Below are 17,219 nucleotides of genomic sequence, written 5' to 3'. Positions count from 1 at the left end.
ACCCTGCTGCCGAACTCACGTGACGGTGACCTCGGCCAGGTCCACCGAGACGAGGACCGGGCCGGGCAGTGCGTGGTCCGCGGCGTCCCTGCCGTGCACGACCCGCCGGGTCGGGACGACCAGCCCGGAGTACTCGCGGTGCTCGCTCACGACGTCGGCGCCGGGCAGGCCGCCGGCCACGTCGATGCTGTAGTCCCGGCGGCGGATCAGCCCGTCGCCGTCGACGTGCAGCAGCTGCTCCCGGCTGTGCGTGGCCATGGTGACCGGATAGGTGGCCAGCAACCGGCGCAGCCGCCGGCCGCCCTCGGTCCACGGATCGATCTCCACCGTGCGCACCCCGGGGAAGGTCAGGTGCCACGGCTCGGTGAGCCAGGTCCACATCGCGTACCCGCCGACGTAGGCCTGCTGCAACGCCGTCCACGGCGTCGTGATCCCGTGGCCCGTGAACGACGCCCGCGGGTCCGGCAGCGACTCGAGCGTCCGGCCGTCCTCGGTCTCGACGTGGACCAGGCCCGGGGTGACGGTCGTGCGCTGCCCCGGACCCGGGAACTGGGCGTACGAGACGCGCTCCCGGTGCAGGTCCACGGACACCTCGACGTCGGCCAGCGCGTCGGGCTGCCCCTTGACGGCGCCGAGCCGTCCGCCGGTGCGCTGCCGCCCGGTGATCCGCTGCGCCGCCCGCCAGCGGTCCAGCCCGCCGTGGGCCGCGAGGAGCAGCTCGAGGAGGTCACTCATGGTCGTCGTCGTCCGGGGGCGGGGCCGGCCGGCTCCCGGCGGGGCGGCTTCTCGCGGCGTCGAGGCGGAGCCGGGCCCGGACGCCGTCCTTGCGGCGCTGCCTGGCCTCGGTGGCCAGCTGGCGCATGGCGACCACCCAGGCCGGTTCGCTCTCGTCCACGGCGCCCTCCTCCCCCGGTCTCGACGGATGCGGTACCGAAGCTAGGGAGCACCGCCCGGATGCCGCATCCGCACGATGACCACTCCGCCGGGACCACTCCCGCCGGTGGGGCAGGCTCAGGCTCCGACCGGGCCGAGGACGTCGCGGAGCTGGCCCCGGCTGGTGACGCCGACCTTCGGGTAGATGCGGTAGAGGTGCGCCCCGATCGTGCGGTGCGAGAGGTAGACCCGGTCGGCGATCGCCTTGTTCGTGAGGCCGCTGGCGGCCAGGCGGGCGATCTGGAGTTCCTGCGCCGTGAGCACCTGGGCCGGGTCGATCCTGGCCGAGGGCGTGCTGCGGCTGGGGACCACCCCCGCCGCGCGCAGCTCCGCGGCCGCCAGCTCCGCCCAGGGCGCCGCGCCCTCGGTGTCGAACACGTGCAGCGCCTCCGCGAGGTGGCCACGAGCCGCCACCACCTGGCCGTGCCGGCGGAGCCACTCGCCCCACGCCAGCCGGCTGCGGGCGAGTTCCAGCGGCGAGCCCGCCCGCTGGCCGGTCTCGACCGCGGCCTCGAAGCGCTCCGCGGCCTCCGCGCCGGGAGCCAGCAGCGCACGGCTGCGGTGCACCAGGGCCTGGAGGTGCGTCGAGCGCAGCGCCGCGGCCACGCGCTCGGCCTCGGCGACGACCGGTTCGATCGTGGAGGCGGCACCGGAACGGACGGCGGCCTCGGTCAGGTCCCCCAAGGCCAGCAGCGCGGTGCTGGGGTGGACCAACACGTCGCGCAGCGCCGGCAGCGCCTCCTCGTACCGGCGGCGGCCGAGGGCTCCCAGCCCGGCCGCCCAGGCGACCAGCGCGCGGACCAGCGCCGAGGGCTGCTCGCCCGAGAGCTCTAGGGCGCGGGCGCGGGCGCGGGCCGCTGCCTCGTCCGCGCCCGACCAGGCATGCCCCCGCGCGGCGGCGGCCGCCGCGAGGCCGGCCAGGACCGGCAGGTCGAGTTCCCCGGCCAGCTGTTCTCCGTGCGCCGAGTCGGCGAGCCCTTCGTCCAGCCGGCCGGTCGCCAGCCGGAGGGCACCACGCCCGGTGAAGACCTGCGCCTCGTCGCTGAGCACCCCGGTACCGCCCCGGAAGAACTGGGCGCCGAGGTCCCAGAGGGTCGCAGCCGCCGAGAGGTCTTGGATCGACTCGGCCATGCGTGCGGCCGCGAGCACCAGCTCGCTGCTGCCGGGGTGGTTCTCGGTGCGGTCGGTGTAGGCGTAGTCGGAGACGAAGCCGGTGAGCCCGGGCAGCGCCGCACGGGCGCGGGCCGCGTGGGCGGCGGGGTCCACGAGGGCCAGCCCGATGGCGACCATGGGGTCCCGGCCTTCCGGGTCGACCGCGCTCAGGGCGTCGGCGAGCCGGTTCCTCGCCGGCTCGTCCACCCCCTGGATCCAAGCCCACGCCGCGGCCCCGACCAGCACCTGCGCTCGCTGCCTCGGGTGCTCGTCGCCCCTGCTGCCCGCCAGCCCCTCCGCCAGCGCGACAGCTTCGCCGGCGGTGCGGACGGGCGTGCCCGCCGTGACGCCGAGCATGACCTCGGTGGAGGCGACCGTGGCGACGACGTCCGCGCCGGTCGCGAGGGGCAGCGCCTCCTCCAGCAGCTGGACGGCGTCGCACGCCCGGCCGCCCTGGCGGGCGGCGACGGCCGCCGCGATCAGCCGACGCGCCCGGGCCCCGGTCTCCGCCGAGAGCGCCGCGGCGCGGCGCAGCGTGACGACGGCGTCGGGCCGTGCCCCCCGCTGCAGGGACCGCCGAGCCGCCGCCTCCAGCTCGGCGGCGATCGTCTCGTCCGGCGCGAAGGCGAGCGCCGCGCGGTGCCAGGCCGCGGCGCCTGGATCCGGCGTCGCCGCCGCCAGTGCTGCGTGGGCCGCCGCGCGGTCGGACCAGGTTGCCGCTCCACGGACGGCCGAGCGGAGCAGCGGATGCCGGAAGCGCACGCGCTCCCCTACCAGGGTGACAGCGCCGGCCTCCTCGGCCGGTGCCAGGTCCTCGGGCGTCAGGTCGAGCAGGCGCCCGGCGGCGACGAGCTCGGGCAGCGTCTCGACGTCCGCGACCGCGGCCAGGAGCACGAACCGACGGCTGGCCTCGGGCAGGGCGTCGACCCCGGCGAGGAGGGCCCGCTCGAGGCGTGCGGTGGTCGGCAGCGGGCCCGCCGGGGCCGGACCGCCGTCCCGGGCGCTCACGGCGGCGGCGAACTCGCGCACGGCCAGAGGGTTCCCGGCGGCCTCCGCGAGGATCTGCCGCCGGTCGTGCTCGCCGAGCCGGTGCGGGAGACCGTCCAGCAACAGGGCGGCCTCCTCCTCGTCGAGGGGGCCCAGGTGCAGCCGCGTGATCTGGGTGGAGGGCAGCGGGGTGGGATCGCCGGACCCGGTGCGAACCGTCGCCACCATCAGGATCGGGGCGTTGCTGAGCCGGCGGGCGACGAACTCGAGGGCCTCGGCGCTGGACCTGTCCAGCCACTGCAGGTCCTCCACCACCACGAGCAGCCGCTGCCGGTGCGCGACCTCCTCCAGCAGGCCCAGGACGGCGAGGTGGATGAGCAGTCGGTCCGCGGGTCCGTCGGACTCCCCGAAGGCGGAGCGCAGGGCGGCCCGCTGGCGCCCCGGCAGTGCCGCGGCGTCGTCGAGCACCGGGCGGAGCAGTTCGTGCAGGCCGGCGAACCCGGCCGTCGCCTCGCTCTGCACCCCGGTGCAGCGCAGCTCGCGGAAGCCGGCGTGGCGGGCCTGCGCCGACAGCGCCGCCACGAGGGTGGTCTTGCCGATACCGGCCTCGCCCGAGACGACGGCGGCCCGGCCTCCGGCGGCCACCGAGTCCAGTATCGCCGTCAGCACGGCCAGCTGCTCGGTCCGTCCGATCACGATCCGCTCACCCCCGTGCACTCCCGGGCCTGCACATGCGATCTACGCACGCCGTGCCGTGGGCCGGCAATGCCGGTCTCCGCCCTCCTCCGCTCACGCGGTGTGGACCGCCCAGGCCGCAGAGGGCTCCGCCCGTGCCATTCCCGCCGCGGCCCCGTCGCGGCCGCGGCCTCCTCCGCGACGGTAGGGCAGGCCGGAGCCGGTCGTCAGGGTGCTATCACCAGCTCCGTGATGAGGTCGCCGTCCAGGACGAAGCGGTAGCGGAGGTCGACGACGCCACCGGGGAAGTCGCCCTCCAGGTGCTTGGTGGCGACCCAGTGCCCGTCGTCGGCGCGCTCCGCCCCGACGAGGGTGGTCGTGTACGTGAACCCGGCCCCGGCCCTGGACAGGAAACCGCGGATCTCCTCGGTCCCACGGTAGGTCGTGCCGTCGTCGACGACCACGGCGGTGGGCGTGAAGGCACGCAGCGCGCTGTCCACGTCGCGGGCGTCGTGCGCGGCGAGGTAACCGCGGATCGCGGCCGGGAGCTGATCGGGTCGGGTGCTGTTCGGATTGGCCATGCACCGACGGTGCGGTCTCCCGGGGCGGGATGGTCAAGGCTCGAAGTCTCCCCCGGGGAGAGGGTGCACGCGCGCCAGCTGTACCGCCCGGGCAGGTTGGTCGGCAGGTCACGGTGGGTGGCTTCCGATCGCGGTGTGGGGTCGCGGCGTTCTCGTGCCACGCCCGCTCCAGCAGCGACTCGGCGCTGACCCCCCGCCCCGCGGATGAGGGTCTTGTTCCGGTGGCCGTCGGCGACGATCCGCCGGGCGATGTCGTCCCCGGAGATGACGTGCGGCGGCGGATCAGGCGCCTCGGCGAGGCTGCCGGGCCGCGACCACGCGGGCCGGCTCGCGGGCGGGCGGCACCTGATCAGCCGCCGCTGGCGTCGGGAGCTGGCGCGGGGCACTCGCCGCCGCGCTCGACGGTGAGCTCGAAGTGCCACATCTCGTTGGCGTACGTCTGGCAGAGGCCGTAGTCCGCCCCGTGCTGAGCCAGCCAGCTCATCGCGTCCGTCGGGCCGATGTCGACCGCCCGGCCCGAAACGTGCTCGGACTCATCCGGGCCCAGGACGTACGCCCGGGCCGCCTCCGGGCTGCCGTAACGGGCGACCGCCGCATCGAAGAGCGACTGCTGGTGGGCAGCGCTGCGCCATCCACTGGACACGTGGAGGTCCACCCCGTCGGCGGCCGCGTCCCGGGCGGCGTCCTGGAGGGCCGTGCGCAGCTCGCTGTCCAGGCCGGTGATGGCCGGGACGTCGGCGAACGGGGAGAGCTCCTCGCCCTCGGGGACCAGCCCGTCGGCGACGGTCGGGGCTCCCCCGCCCGGTGCCGGCGCGTCGGCGGACCCGTCCGGTGCCGCTGCCGAGCACCCGGTGGTCCATGCCACGAGCACGGGAACGCAGACCAGCGCGGCGCGCGGCCCGCACCGTCGCCGTCGCCGCGCACGTCGCGACCGGGCCGCCAGGTGCACCCGGACGAGCGCGACGCCGAGCACCGTGCCGACCGCGTTGGCGGCGACGTCGACCACGTCGGGGATGCGTCCGGGCAGCGCGACCTGCGCCAGCTCGATGAGCGCCGACGCCGCGGCGCCGAGGGCCAGCGGCAGCACCGGCCCCCGGCGCCGGAGGACCCATGCGGCGAGCGCACCCACCGGGACGAACAGCAGCACGTTCGCCAGCACCTCGACCGGGCGCCGGGGAACGGTGTCCAGCCAGGGCGCGAACAGTGCCTCGACGCCGACCAGCACGGTCCGGCGGGCACCAGCGACGGCCTCGGCCGGACCGAGAGTGACGCCCGCGACGGCGAGCACCACCGCGGCGGCCACGAGCACCGGCAAGCCTGGATGGCGCCCCCTCGGTCGGCCCGGAACCGGGGCCCGGGGCGTCGCGCCGGCTTCGCCGGCAGGTGGACGGTGGTGGCTGGTCGTCATGGTCGAACTCCTCTCCGCCGGGCTGGCCGGCGCGGGCTCGGTGCGGGTGGACGGACCCCAGTGCAGTCGGCCGGTTGTTGCCACGACGTCTCCGATTCGGCATACGCCCGCGATATGCGCGCGGCAGCTGCCGCCGACGTGCCGATGCCTGCGAACGCGCGCGCAACCGGTCCCGGTCATCGAGCGCCGGCGGGAGACAGGTCCGCGCCCTGCCCTGGGCGCCACCCGGCACGTCACGGCCCGGTTCCTCGGCGGGGCGCTGCTGCCGGCGCCGGGCGGGGACCTCCGCGCCCGGGACCGGCAGCGCGGTGACCGCCCGGTGGGGGCTCGGCCAACGGGCGGGTCCCCGTCGTACCGCTCGGCATCGCGGTAGTCCTCTCGTTGCGTCACGGAAGTGGCGGTCCGCCCACCGGGGAGGAGCCGACCGGGGACCGCCGCCCGCGCGCCCGCGGACCGCGCCAGTGGCGCTGCAGGGCGAGCACTCGGACGACGAAGATCGCGGCGGCGACCCCCGCGCCCAGCGCCGGGCCGTCGGCGTCGAACGTCGAGGCGACGCCGACGACGAGCGCCCCGACCACCGCCGGCACCGCGTAGAGCTCGGAGTCCGCCCGGAACAGCGCCGGGGTCTCACGGGCGAGGACGTCGCGGAGCACGCCGCCGCCGACGGCGGTCGTGACCCCGAGCAGGGCGGCCGCCACGGGCGCGAGGCCGTGGTCGAGCGCCTTCTCGGTCCCCGCGACGCAGAAGAGCCCCAGGCCCGCCGCGTCGAAGACGAGCAGCGGCCTGCTCAGCCGCGCGAGCCAGGGGTGGGCGACGGAGGTGACCGCGGCCGCCGCCAGGGCCACGACCAGGTACTGCCACCTGCTGAACGCCGGAGGCGGCGTGTCGCCGAGCACGAGGTCCCGGACGATCCCACCGCCCAGCGCGGTGACCACCGCCAGGATCGCGATGCCCACGACGTCGTAGTCGCGGCTGATCGCCATCAGGGCGCCGGAGACCGCGAAAGCGAAGACGCCGATCAGGTCGAGGATCTGCATGTCGTCACCGACCTCCTGGCGGGTCCCGGTTGGTCAGGCGGCCCTGCGCAGCGAGCTGCGGGACCAGCAGTTCCTGCGGGCTCAGCTGCTCGCGGGCCTCCGGGGTGCGCGGCCTGCTCTGCTCGCCCGCGGCGCGCAGCTCCCGGCGGGCCCGGTCGCCCCAGGCAGCGGCCCCCAGGGCGTCGGCTGGTCCGCGGCGCTGCCGGTGCGCGCGGGACTTTCGGGCAGAGGTCGGATCCGGAAGCCCCCGGCTCGGATGCGGTGGAGGGGCGCCGGCCGCACATCCGGTGGATCACTGCCCCTTCTCGTCCCGCCCGAGGGGGTGCCGCCGTCGGGCGGCCCGGATACTTGCGGCCGAGAGGAGGCGGTCGTCGCCGTCGCGATGCTGCCGTCGCTCCGCGGCCAGCTGGCGGACGGCGATGAGCGAGGCCGGCTCCCTGCTCTGCGATGTCGTGGTCGGGTCGTCCCGGTCCGAGGTCATATCGGGAACGCTCGCCGCGCGCCGGGGCACGCACATCCGTCAGATGACCGGTCGTCGGCCTGCGTACCCGGCACGCGAGGGCCGCCCCAGCACAGCCTTCGCCGTGGCTGGTCCAGCTGCGCTCGTCACCGGCCACCACGTCGAGAGCCGGCGTCGGGATCGCCACGAGGCCACGCCGCAGCCGGCCCCAGCGGCCGACCGGGAACCGCACCGAGCCCGGTCACATGACGGATGCGGAGCCCGCCCGCACGGGTCGAGCATCGTCTCCCTCACCTCGTCCGACGGACCTCTCCGGTCCGCGGACCCCGACGGATTCGAGGAGGCCCCGCCATGGGCACGATCCCCACCGGTGACCGGGACACGCAGGGGGGCGTTTCTCCTGGCCCGCGGCGGTCGGCGCATCGCGCACGACCAGCGGGGCCACGGCCGCTCGACCTGGTCCGGCGACGTCCGGCACAGCCTGCCGAGCGCCGAGGAGTGACCGCCGGACCCCGGTCGTCACGGGGCGATGACGAGTTCGGTGATGCGGTCGCCGTCCATCGTGAAGCGGAAGCGGAGATCGACGGCGCCGCCGGGGAAGTCGCCCTCGAGGTGGTTGACGGCGATCCAGTGCGCGCTGTCGACGCGCTGCGCACCGACGAGCGCGGTGGTGTACGTGAACTCGGCTCCGGCCTTGGTCAGGAAGCCGCGGATCTCCTCGGTCCCGCGGTAGGTGATGCCTTCGTCGACCACCACGGCGGTGGGCGTGAAGGCGCGCAGCGCGGCATCCGCGTCGCGGGCGTCGTGCGCGGCGAGGTAGCCGCGGATCGGAGCCGGGAGCTGGTCGGGCTGGATGCTGGTCGGTGTGGTCATGTCCCGACGGTGCGGCTTCCCGGACCGGGAGGGTCAAGCGCTGGACTCTCCCCCGGGGAGAGGGTGCACAGTGCACGCGTGCTGGCGATCGGTGAGTTCTCCCGGCTGACCCACCTGAGCGTGCGCACCCTGCGCCGGTACCACGACGCAGGCCTGCTGGAGCCGGCGACGGTGGACCCCGCGAGCGGCTACCGGTACTACACCGCGGACCAGATCCCGACCGCACAGGTCATCCACCGCCTGCGCGAGCTCGACGTCCCCCTGACCGACGTCCAGCGGATCCTGCTCTCCCCCGATCCGCGCACCCGCGCCCGCTTGATCGCCGACCACCTGGAGCGACTCGAGTCCGAGCTCGACCGGACCCGGGCCGCGGTGGCGTCGCTACGCCGGCTGCTGCGTCCGGCGCCGGCCCCGCTGCAGGTGGAGTTGCGCTCGGTCGCGGCCACGACGGTGGCCGCCGTGGAGGACGAGGTGGCGCACGACGAGGTCCTCGCCTGGTACGCCGGGGCCATGGCCGAGCTGGACGCAGCGGTCGAGGGGCCGACCGGTGCCCCGGGCACCCTGAGCGACAACGCCCTGTTCGAGAGCGGCCGCGGCCACGTGCTCGTGTACCTGCCGACCCCTCACCCCCCGCACCGGGGCCGGGTGCACCCGGTGACCCTGCCGGCCGTCGAGCTCGCCGTGACCACCCACGTCGGCCCGCACGACGACATCGACGTCACCTACGGCGAACTGGGCGCCTGGGTGGTGGCCAACGCTCTGGCGGTGGCCGGGCCGGTGCGGGAGACCTACCTGGTCGGCCCGCGCGACACGGCCGACCCGTCCGCGTGGCAGACGGAGATCGGCTGGCCGGTCTTCCGCGTGGCGCCGCGCTGATGGTCGCTGCCCATCCCTGATCCACGTTCCACGAGAGGCCTGCCCCATGCCGGGCATCCGGACACCAGACCAGCGGCTCCGCGTCTTCGTGAGCTCGACCCTGGGCGAGCTGGCGGCCGAGCGCCGAGCCGTCTCCCGCGCCATCGCCGCGCTGCGGCTCACCTCCGTGATGTTCGAGGCGGGCGCGCACGTGCGCCCGCCCGGCGAGGTGTACCGGGCCTACCTGGCGCAGAGCGACGTCTTTCTCGGCATCTACTGGGAGCGGTACGGCCAGCTCGTCCCGGGCCTGGACGTCTCCGGTCTGGAGGAGGAGTTCGAGCTCTCCCGTGGGATGCCGCGGCTGCTGTACCTGAAGGCACCCGCTCCCGACCGCGATCCGCGCCTGGCACAGCTGGTCCGCCGGATCCAGCAGGAGGCGACCTACCGTCGGTTCAGGACCCCCGCCGAACTGGGCCGGCTGGTCCGTGACGACCTCGCCCAGCTGCTGAGCGAGCGGTTCACCGCCGCCGCGACGTCCCCGGCTGCTCCGGTAGCGCCGGCCACTCCGTCAGAACGTGCCGCCCCCCGGTCCCTCCTGACCCCCGCTCCCCTCCCGGTCAGCACGACGTCGCTCGTCGGTCGGCAGCGCGCCGTCGAGGACGTCGTGGACCTGCTCTCACGTCCCGGCCGGCGGTGGGTCACCCTCACCGGCCCGGGCGGGATCGGGAAGACCCGCCTGGCGCTGGCCACCGCCGAGCAGCTGCGCGAACGGTTCGCCGCCGGCACCGTCTTCGTCCCCCTCGCGGAGCTGACCGACCCCGCCGCCGTCGTGGGGCGCATCGGCTGGGCACTGGGCGCCGACCTCGCCGGTGCGACCTCGCCGGTGCACGCCCTGGCCGACCTCCTCGGGGGCGACCGGTGGCTGCTCGTCCTCGACAACCTGGAGCGCCTGGTCGCAGCCGGCCCGGAACTGGCCGAGCTGCTGACCCGGTGCCCCCGCCTTGCGGTGCTCGCGACCAGCCGGACCGTTCTGGGGGTCCAGGCCGAGCAGGCGTACCCGGTTCCCCCGCTGCCGGTTCCGGAGGCGGCGGACCTGCCGCACGTGGCGGAGAACCCGGCGGTCCGGCTGTTCCTGGAGCGCGCCCGGGCGGTACGCCCGGACTTCGAGCTGACCGCGGAAGCCGCCCCGGCGGTCGTGGAGATCTGCCGCCGTCTGGAGGGCCTGCCCCTGGCCATCGAACTGGCCGCCGCCCGGATGCAGCTGCTCGACCCGGTCACCGTGCTGAGCCGGCTCTCCCGTTCCCTCGACACGCTCGGTACGGGCGCGGCCGATCTCCCGGAGCGGCAGCGCACCCTCCGCGCGGCGGTGGAGTGGAGCATCGGCATGCTCGACGACGCCGAGCGGTCACTGCTCGAGGTGCTGGCGGTGTTCGCCGACGGCTGGAGCCTGGCGGCCGCTGCCCACGTCGCCGGCCTCGACGAGGACCGGGCGCTGGACCTGACCGAGCGCCTGGCCCGCCACAGCCTCATCCACGTCGCGGTGCGGCCCACGGGGCCGCGAGCCCGGATGCTGCACCCCGTGCGCGCCTTCGTCGCCGAACGGCTGGCGGCGCGTCCCGACGTCGACGAGGTGCGTCGCCGCCACGCCGAGCACTACCGGGAGCTGGCCGAGAGCGCCGATCGGCCACTGCGCGGCTTCCGGCAGCGGGCGTGCGCCGAGATCCTCGTCCGGGAGAGCGACAACATCGTGACCGCGGTGCGCTGGCACCTCGCCCACGATCCGGCGCCGCTCCCCCACCTGTTCCGGGTGCTGTCGCCGTTCCGGGTCCTCTGGCCGTTCCTGGGCCTCGGGGACGTGATCATCGGCGAGGCCCGCTCCTGGGTGGCCGAGCTCCTGCCGACCGAGGAAACGCTGCCGGCAGCCCAGCGCGCGGAGCTGCTGAGCACGGCCCTGGTCTCCGCGCTGGAGGTCGGCGACGCGCCGGCCGTGCGGGCGACCAGCGAGCGGCTGGCCGCGCTGCTCGGTGAAGTCGAGGACCCGTACCTGGACGCCGTGTCGCGCCTGCTCCTCGCCTGGGCCGCTGCGCTGGTCCGCGATCTGGACGGCGCCCGGCGGGGCTTGCGCACCGCCCTCGACCGGCTGCGCGGTCTCGACGAGCCGATGTGGACGGGGTTCGCGCTGGTGACCGCCGGATCCGTGGAGGCCGCCCTCGGCGATCCCGCCGACGCCCTGCGCCACGTCACCGAGGCGCACCGCCTGGCGGATCGCTTCGACACCCCCTGGCTGGCTGCCGTGTCGCGGGTGGTCCTGGCGGGGCTCGCGGTGGGCCGACGCGATCTCGCGGAGGCCCGCGCTCTCCTCGGCGAGGCGCTCGACCTGAGCGAGTCCGGGCACAGCACGCACTGCCTCTGCCTGGCGCTGGCGGGAGTCTCCGCACTGTGCCTCGCCGACGGGGACGATGAACGGGCCGGACTGCTCGCCGGTGGGACCGACGGCCTGCGCCGTCGCGCGGGCCTGCGGGTGTACGCGTCGATGCGCGGGGACGGCGACCTCGCGGACGCGGTGCGGGCGGCGACCGGACCCGCACGGTTCGGCGAGCTGTTCACCGCGGGCAGCCGACTGTCCATGGCGGAGGTCCTCGACCTCGCCCGTGCCGGTCTGGCTCCGGGCGAGTGACGACCTCGTCCGACGGGTCGGAGCCGTGTGCGCATGCAGCGCATCGCCCTCCGACACCAGCGCGATGCCCCGAGACACCTGTATCGGTCTCTCGGGGCATCGCCCGTCCCGGGCTCGCGGGGGTGGCGGGTCCGAGGACCCGAGCTCCGACCGATCAGCCGGCGTGGACCCGGTCGGAGATCTCGCGTTCCAGGGCGTTGAAGTCGGCCGCGTTCACGTCCCGGTCGTCCCCCAGCTCCACGGGGACAACGTCACTGATGTGCCCGGGCACACCCTTGGCGGCGCCGCCGGTCATCACCACCACCCGGTCGGCGAGGTACACCGCCTCCTCGATGGAGTGGGTCACGAAGACGACGGTGGTCCCCGCCTCGCGGTAGAGGCGGCGCAGCTCGTGCTGCATCTGCGTCCTCGTGAGGGCGTCGAGGGCACCGAACGGCTCGTCCATCAGGAGCACGGCCGGGTCGTTGGCGAGCACCCGCGCGATGGCGACCCGCTGCTGCATCCCGCCCGAGAGCTCGCCCGGGAAGCGGTCGGCGAAGCGGGTGAGGCCGACGACCTCGATGAACGCGTCGGCGATCTGGCCCGCCCGGCCGCGAGGTGTCCCCCGCTGCCGCAGCCCGAAGCGGACGTTCTCTGCCACGGTGAGCCAGGGGAACAGCCCGTAGTCCTGGAACACCACCCCCCGGTCCGGACCGGGCCCCGTGACCGGGCGGCCGCCCACCTCGACCCTCCCACTGGAGGGTGCCTCGAAACCGGCGAGGATGCGGAGCAGGGTGCTCTTCCCGCAGCCGCTCGCGCCGACGACGGCGACGAACTCCCCCGGCGCGATGTCGAGGGAGACCCCGGCGACGGCGTCCACGCCCCCGCCGTAGCGCTTCCCGAGGTCGTCGACGAGCACCCGGCCACCGCCGGTGTGCCGGGTGAGACGGGACAGGTCGGACACGCTCATGTGGACCTCACCAGGGGACGGCGTCCGAAGATCCCGCGCAGGCCGTGCAGCAGGATGCGGTCGGACAGGAAGCCGGCGAGCCCGATCACGATCATCCCGACGACGACGCGGTCGGTGCGGACCTGCTCGCGGGCCAGGGTGATCATGCTGCCCAGCCCCCACTCGATGCCGTTGCTCTCGCCGAGGACGAGGATCACCCAGGCGAGCCCCAGCCCGATCCGCAGCCCGCTGACGATGCCGGCGGTCGACGCGGGAACGACCACCTTGAGGAGCACGTTGGCGCGCGAGGTGCCCAGCATCTGCGCCGCCTCGACCAACCGGGGCGGCACCTCCCGGACCGCCGCCACGGTGTTGAGCAGGATCGGGAAGAAGGCCGAGAGCGTGATCAGGAAGATCGTCGCCTGGCTGCCGAACCCGATGATCAGCAGGATCAGGGGCACCCACGCGGTCGCCGGGATGGGGCGGAACAGGTTCACCGCCGGGTCGAACGCCGCGTGCACCAGCCGGTAGCGACCCATCAGCACGCCGAGCGGGATCGCCAGTGCCGCGGCCAGGCCGAAGCCGGCGAGGACCCGGCCGGTGCTGGCCCACAGGTGCTGCCACAGGGTGCCGCTGAAGGCGTCGTCGAAGACCCCGCCGAACGCGAAGTCCCACAGCAGGCGGGCGACCTCGCCCGGCTCGGGCAGGAAACCCATCTTGATGTCGAACACGAGCACCCACTGACCGCGGACGCCGAGGTGCCACAGGCCGATGATGCCGATCAGGACGCCGAAGCCCAGTGCCGCCCGGCCCGCCGCGGCCCAACGTCCGGTCGTCGGGGACGTCACGATCCTGCGGGCTCGTCGCGCGACGCGAAGGACGCGTCCACGACGTCCTCGAGCGCCGGGGCCTCCTCGATCATCCCGAGGCGAGCCATCTGCGCGGCGAGGTTGCCGATCTGCGCCTCGTAGGTCGGCGAGAGATCTGCGCGGAGCCAGAAGTTCTCCAGCGCGCTCTCGAGGACCTCCTGGTCACCGCCGTACTCCTCGATCATCTCCGGGAGCCACTCGTCCTGGTTCTCCGCCATGTAGGCGGTGGTCGCGGCGTGGGTGTCCACCACGGCCTGCACGAGCTCGGGGTTCTCCTCGATCAGCCCCCCGGTGGTGAGCAGCGCGATGTTGAGCCGGCCGATCTCGGTCGAGTAGGGGTCGGCGATGACCTGGCCGCCGGCACCGAGCGCGAGGGACACGCCGATCTCGGGTGCGGCGAAGGCATCGATCTGGCCGGTGTTGAAGGCGTTGAAGAACTCGGGGGCGCTGAGGGACACCAGCTCCACGTCCTCGACGTCCACGCCCTCGCGCTCGAGGATGAGCCGCAGGGCGACCAGCTGGGAGCTGGACTCGAGGTAGCCCAACCGCTTGCCGACCAGGTCGCGCACGGACTGGATCTCCGGGGTGCCGACGATGCCGCTGCCGCCGTCCGCAGCAGCGGCGACGATCCGCACGTCACGGCCGGCCGCGGCGCCGGCGATCGTCGCCGTGATGCTGCCGACGGCGAAGTCCACGGACCCGCTGGCGAGCGCGTCGTTGAGGGCCGGCGCGGTCTCGAGCGCGACGACCTCGAACTCGACGTCGCCCTCGGCGTGCTCGGCGTAGAGGTACGGCGCGTAGAAGTGCGGCTGGCCCCGCAGGGTCCCCACCTGGACGACCTGGGTGCCCCCGCTCTCGTCCGTGCTGGCGCCCGTCGACGTGCAGCCGGCCATCGCCGTCACCAGGGCGAGCGGCGCGAGGGCGCCGACGGATCGGCGCAGGAAGGAGGGGAACAGCGACGCAGTTGGCATGGGCCGATGCTCGTGGGCACGTGTTGCGCGGTTGTAGCCCGGACATTTCCCGCCGGGATCACGCGCTCGGCCGGGTGTGCTCCTCGTCGCATGCCGACGCCGTCGAGCCTGCACCGGGACGGACGTGCGGGGAACACCGGTAGACCGCGCCCGCGGAACACGGCTGAAACGTGGGTTCCGTACCTTCCCGCCGGTGATCACACCCGTGCTCCAGCCGGGGAGCGGCCCGATCGCCGCCGGCACGTACCTACCCGCCACCCCGGACGCCGTGCTGTGGGGCCGGCTACCGTGCGCGGCGGACGCCCCGGTGCTTACCGTCACCGCCGGCACCGAGATCACCGTCGACACCGTGAGCCACGAGGGGATCCTGGAGGACCAGGGTCGCGACCCCGTGACCTACTTCGGCCGGCACGGCGTCGCCGAGGTGCTCGAGGACGCCATCGCCCTGGCGAAGAGCGACGACCCGCACCGGTTCGGCGTCGACGGGCCGCACGTCGTCACCCGGCCGATGGCCGTCGAGGGGGCCCGCGTCGGCGACCTGCTGGCGATCACCCTGCTGGACGCCACGCCGCGGGTCCCCTACGGCGTCATCTCCAACCGGCACGGCCGGGGCGCCCTACCCGGCGAGTACCCCGGCGGCGACATGCCCGTCTTCAGCGCCTTCGCCGGCGTGGACGCCGACGGAGCGCACGCCTCGCTACCGCTGACCCCGGGTGGTGAGCGCAGGGCACGGTTCCCGCTGCACCCCTTCCTCGGCATCATGGGCGTCGCAGTGCCCGGCGGTGAGCGACCGCACTCGGTGCCGCCCGGCCGGCACGGCGGCAACATCGACATCGCCCTGCTGACGGCCGGCAGCACCCTCTACCTGCCGGTCCAGGTCGACGGCGCGCTCGCCTACGTCGGGGACCCGCACTTCGCGCAGGGCGACGGGGAGGTGAGCCTGACCGCCCTGGAGGGCAGCCTGCGCGCGACGCTGCGGCTGGACGTCCTCGCCCGGGAGGAGGCGGTGCGGCGCTTCGGGGAGCTGGCCGGCCCGCTCGCCGAGACCACCGACCACCTGGTGCCCACCGGGCTGGACGAGGACCTCGACACCGCCGTGCAGAACTGCGTGCGCGCCGCGATCGCGCTCCTGCAGGCGCGGTTCGGGATGGACCCGCGGCTGGCCTACGCCTACCTCTCCGCCGCCACCGACTTCCGGATCAGCCAGGTGGTCGACGTCGTCAAGGGCGTGCACGCCACGATCAGGAAGGCCGACTTCGCATGACCGACGCCGGGACGCCACCCGGGCTGCTCGAGGCGGTCGCCGCCTACGAGGCCGCGCTCATGGCCGACGACGTCGCCGTCCTGGACCGGCTGTTCGCCCCCGGGCCGGAGACGCTGCGCGCCGACGCCGACGGCGTGCTGGTCGGGCACGACCGGATCGCCGCCTTCCGGGCGCGCCGCGGCGGCGCGCCTCGGCGCACGCTGGCAGAGACGCACGTGCAGGTGATCGACGCCGACTCCGCCCTCGTCGTAGCGGTGACCGAGCTCGCCCGCGGCGGGTGCGGACTGCAGACCCAGCTGTGGCGGAGGGCCCCCGGGGTGCCGGAGCACGGAGGATGGCAGGTCACCGCCGCCCACGTCTCGGTGGCGCCGTCCGCCCTGGACACCCGGATCTGGCGCGTCGTCGGCGACCCGCTCGTCCGGCCGACGGGCACCGGCCCGCTGACCGGCCAGACCATCGCGGTCAAGGACCTGTACGCGGTCGCCGGCCACCCCGTCGGCGCGGGCAACCCGTCGTGGCTGGCGGGCGCCCGTCCGGAATCCCGGCACGCCGCCGCCGTCGACGCGCTGCTGGCCGCCGGCGCGGCCGTGCGCGGGATCGCCCGCACCGACGAGCTCGCCTACTCCCTGGCCGGTACGAACGCCCACTACGGCACACCACCGAACCCGCGGGCCCCGCACCGCCTCCCGGGTGGCTCCTCCAGCGGCAGCGCCAGCGCGGTCGCCCTGGGTCACGCCACCGTCGGCCTGGGCACCGACACCGGCGGGTCGATCCGCGTGCCGGCCGCCTACCAGGGACTGTTCGGCATCCGGACGACCCACGGAGCCGTCGACCGGACCGGCCTGGTACCGCTGGCGCCGGAGTTCGACGCGGTGGGCTGGCTGACCCGGTCCCCGGAGCTGCTCCGCACGGTCGGCGACGTGCTGCTGCCGCCGGGATCCCCGGGCGGCCGCACCGAGCTCGTCGTCGTCGACCAGCTCGTCGGCTGCACGCAGCCCGACGTCGCCGCGGCCGTGCGGGCCTGGACGGCCACGGCCGGCGCGAAGGCCCTCGACGTGCAACTCGACGAGCTCGACGAGTGGCGCACCGCGTTCCAGACCTGGCAGGCGTTCCAGGCATGGCGCGCGCACGGCGCGTGGCTCGACGGGAACCTCGACGTGCTGGGCGACGACGTGCGCTCCCGCTTCGAGGCGGCCTCGTGCGTCGACGACGCCGCCGCCGAGCGGGCGCGCGCGGTGGTGGACGGTGCCCGCGCCCGGGTGCGGGAGCTCGTCGGCGACCGCGTGCTGGCCCTGCCGAGCGCGCCCTCGGTGGCCCCGTCGGTCTCGACCGGCGCCACCCTCGAGGACCGCAACGCCACCATGCGGCTCACCTGCCTGGCCGGGATCGCCGGGCTGCCCGCCGTCAGCATCCCCGTCCGCACCGCCGAGGGGCTCCCCGCCGGCGTCTGCCTGGTGGCCGGAGCCGGGCGCGACCGCGACCTGCTCGACCTCGTCGTCGAGTACACACAACGCTGAAACGGACGCAACGCGGCTGAAACCGTCGTTTC

At 75.1% G+C, this 17,219-nt stretch carries 16 protein-coding genes; 5 read left to right on the top strand and 11 right to left on the bottom strand.

Annotated features, from left to right (window positions below; genetic code table 11):
- Positions 1-15: 15 nt before the first annotated feature.
- From ACI799_RS01140 to ACI799_RS01110, 7 genes are all read right to left on the bottom strand, one after another.
- Positions 16-735, bottom strand: a complete 720-nt coding sequence (locus ACI799_RS01140; protein ID WP_456612167.1) for a hypothetical protein — start codon at positions 733-735, stop codon at positions 16-18.
- The gene (locus tag ACI799_RS01135) at positions 728-895 is read right to left on the bottom strand and encodes a hypothetical protein (RefSeq protein WP_456612166.1); all 168 of its coding nucleotides are present in this window, start codon (positions 893-895) and stop codon (positions 728-730) included. Before ACI799_RS01135 ends, ACI799_RS01140 begins: the two co-directional genes overlap by 8 nt.
- Before the next feature lie 116 nt (positions 896-1,011).
- Complete coding sequence (locus ACI799_RS01130) at positions 1,012-3,768, bottom strand: helix-turn-helix transcriptional regulator (RefSeq protein ID WP_456612165.1); 2,757 nt, start codon at positions 3,766-3,768, stop codon at positions 1,012-1,014.
- 206 nt (positions 3,769-3,974) lie between these two features.
- Positions 3,975-4,328 (bottom strand): nuclear transport factor 2 family protein, encoded by a 354-nt coding sequence (locus ACI799_RS01125; protein ID WP_456612164.1) that lies wholly within the window; start codon positions 4,326-4,328, stop codon positions 3,975-3,977.
- Positions 4,329-4,677: 349 nt separating this feature from the next.
- Positions 4,678-5,637, bottom strand: a complete 960-nt coding sequence (locus ACI799_RS01120) for a VanZ family protein (RefSeq protein ID WP_456612281.1) — start codon at positions 5,635-5,637, stop codon at positions 4,678-4,680.
- A gap of 485 nt (positions 5,638-6,122) precedes the next feature.
- On the bottom strand, positions 6,123-6,773 hold the full coding sequence (locus tag ACI799_RS01115; RefSeq protein WP_456587919.1) for a trimeric intracellular cation channel family protein: 651 nt from the start codon (positions 6,771-6,773) through the stop codon (positions 6,123-6,125).
- A gap of 292 nt (positions 6,774-7,065) precedes the next feature.
- Positions 7,066-7,254 (bottom strand): hypothetical protein, encoded by a 189-nt coding sequence (locus ACI799_RS01110; protein WP_456587920.1) that lies wholly within the window; start codon positions 7,252-7,254, stop codon positions 7,066-7,068.
- Between the two features lie 349 nt (positions 7,255-7,603).
- Here ACI799_RS01110 and ACI799_RS01105 point away from each other — a divergent pair, with 349 nt between their 5' ends.
- Entirely contained in the window at positions 7,604-7,735 is a 132-nt protein-coding gene (locus tag ACI799_RS01105; RefSeq protein ID WP_456612163.1) for a hypothetical protein, read from the top strand.
- Positions 7,736-7,752: 17 nt separating this feature from the next.
- Here ACI799_RS01105 and ACI799_RS01100 read toward each other — a convergent pair whose 3' ends face one another.
- A complete protein-coding gene (locus tag ACI799_RS01100; protein ID WP_456612162.1) occupies positions 7,753-8,106 on the bottom strand; it encodes a nuclear transport factor 2 family protein in 354 nt (117 codons plus the stop codon).
- A 78-nt stretch (positions 8,107-8,184) separates the two neighbouring features.
- On the opposite strand from ACI799_RS01100, the gene ACI799_RS01095 reads away from it, so the two are divergent.
- Positions 8,185-8,982 (top strand): MerR family transcriptional regulator, encoded by a 798-nt coding sequence (locus ACI799_RS01095; protein ID WP_456612161.1) that lies wholly within the window; start codon positions 8,185-8,187, stop codon positions 8,980-8,982.
- A gap of 88 nt (positions 8,983-9,070) precedes the next feature.
- Positions 9,071-11,638 carry an ATP-binding protein gene (locus tag ACI799_RS01090; protein ID WP_456612160.1) on the top strand — a complete coding sequence of 856 codons (2,568 nt, stop codon included), beginning with the start codon at positions 9,071-9,073 and terminating at the stop codon, positions 11,636-11,638.
- 154 nt (positions 11,639-11,792) lie between these two features.
- On the opposite strand, the gene ACI799_RS01085 is transcribed toward ACI799_RS01090, so the two are convergent.
- The 3 genes from ACI799_RS01085 to ACI799_RS01075 are packed head-to-tail and all read right to left on the bottom strand — an operon-like array spanning position 11,793 to position 14,406.
- Positions 11,793-12,587 (bottom strand): ABC transporter ATP-binding protein, encoded by a 795-nt coding sequence (locus ACI799_RS01085; RefSeq protein WP_456612159.1) that lies wholly within the window; start codon positions 12,585-12,587, stop codon positions 11,793-11,795.
- The gene (locus ACI799_RS01080) at positions 12,584-13,414 is read right to left on the bottom strand and encodes an ABC transporter permease (RefSeq protein WP_456612158.1); all 831 of its coding nucleotides are present in this window, start codon (positions 13,412-13,414) and stop codon (positions 12,584-12,586) included. The genes ACI799_RS01085 and ACI799_RS01080 overlap by 4 nt, the downstream gene beginning before the upstream one ends.
- Complete coding sequence (locus ACI799_RS01075; RefSeq protein WP_456612157.1) at positions 13,411-14,406, bottom strand: ABC transporter substrate-binding protein; 996 nt, start codon at positions 14,404-14,406, stop codon at positions 13,411-13,413. Before ACI799_RS01075 ends, ACI799_RS01080 begins: the two co-directional genes overlap by 4 nt.
- Before the next feature lie 193 nt (positions 14,407-14,599).
- On the opposite strand from ACI799_RS01075, the gene ACI799_RS01070 reads away from it, so the two are divergent.
- Both ACI799_RS01070 and ACI799_RS01065 read left to right on the top strand, forming a co-directional pair.
- Complete coding sequence (locus ACI799_RS01070; RefSeq protein ID WP_456612156.1) at positions 14,600-15,670, top strand: acetamidase/formamidase family protein; 1,071 nt, start codon at positions 14,600-14,602, stop codon at positions 15,668-15,670.
- A complete protein-coding gene (locus tag ACI799_RS01065; protein ID WP_456612155.1) occupies positions 15,667-17,187 on the top strand; it encodes an AtzH-like domain-containing protein in 1,521 nt (506 codons plus the stop codon). Before ACI799_RS01070 ends, ACI799_RS01065 begins: the two co-directional genes overlap by 4 nt.
- Positions 17,188-17,219 lie beyond the last annotated feature (32 nt).

This window comes from Blastococcus sp. SYSU DS0753, assembly GCF_054051175.1.
The sequence above is the reverse complement of the archived record's forward strand: the minus strand, read 5'-3'. Positions and strand labels throughout refer to the sequence as shown.

Coding starts and splice junctions, on each gene's coding strand:
- ACI799_RS01075 (WP_456612157.1), bottom strand. CDS start 14,406: ATGCCAACTGCGTCGCTGTTCCCCTCCTTCCTGCGCCGATCCGTCGGC.
- ACI799_RS01125 (WP_456612164.1), bottom strand. CDS start 4,328: ATGGCCAATCCGAACAGCACCCGACCCGATCAGCTCCCGGCCGCGATC.
- ACI799_RS01115 (WP_456587919.1), bottom strand. CDS start 6,773: ATGCAGATCCTCGACCTGATCGGCGTCTTCGCTTTCGCGGTCTCCGGC.
- ACI799_RS01140 (WP_456612167.1), bottom strand. CDS start 735: ATGAGTGACCTCCTCGAGCTGCTCCTCGCGGCCCACGGCGGGCTGGAC.
- ACI799_RS01100 (WP_456612162.1), bottom strand. CDS start 8,106: ATGACCACACCGACCAGCATCCAGCCCGACCAGCTCCCGGCTCCGATC.
- ACI799_RS01085 (WP_456612159.1), bottom strand. CDS start 12,587: ATGAGCGTGTCCGACCTGTCCCGTCTCACCCGGCACACCGGCGGTGGC.
- ACI799_RS01065 (WP_456612155.1), top strand. CDS start 15,667: ATGACCGACGCCGGGACGCCACCCGGGCTGCTCGAGGCGGTCGCCGCC.
- ACI799_RS01110 (WP_456587920.1), bottom strand. CDS start 7,254: ATGACCTCGGACCGGGACGACCCGACCACGACATCGCAGAGCAGGGAG.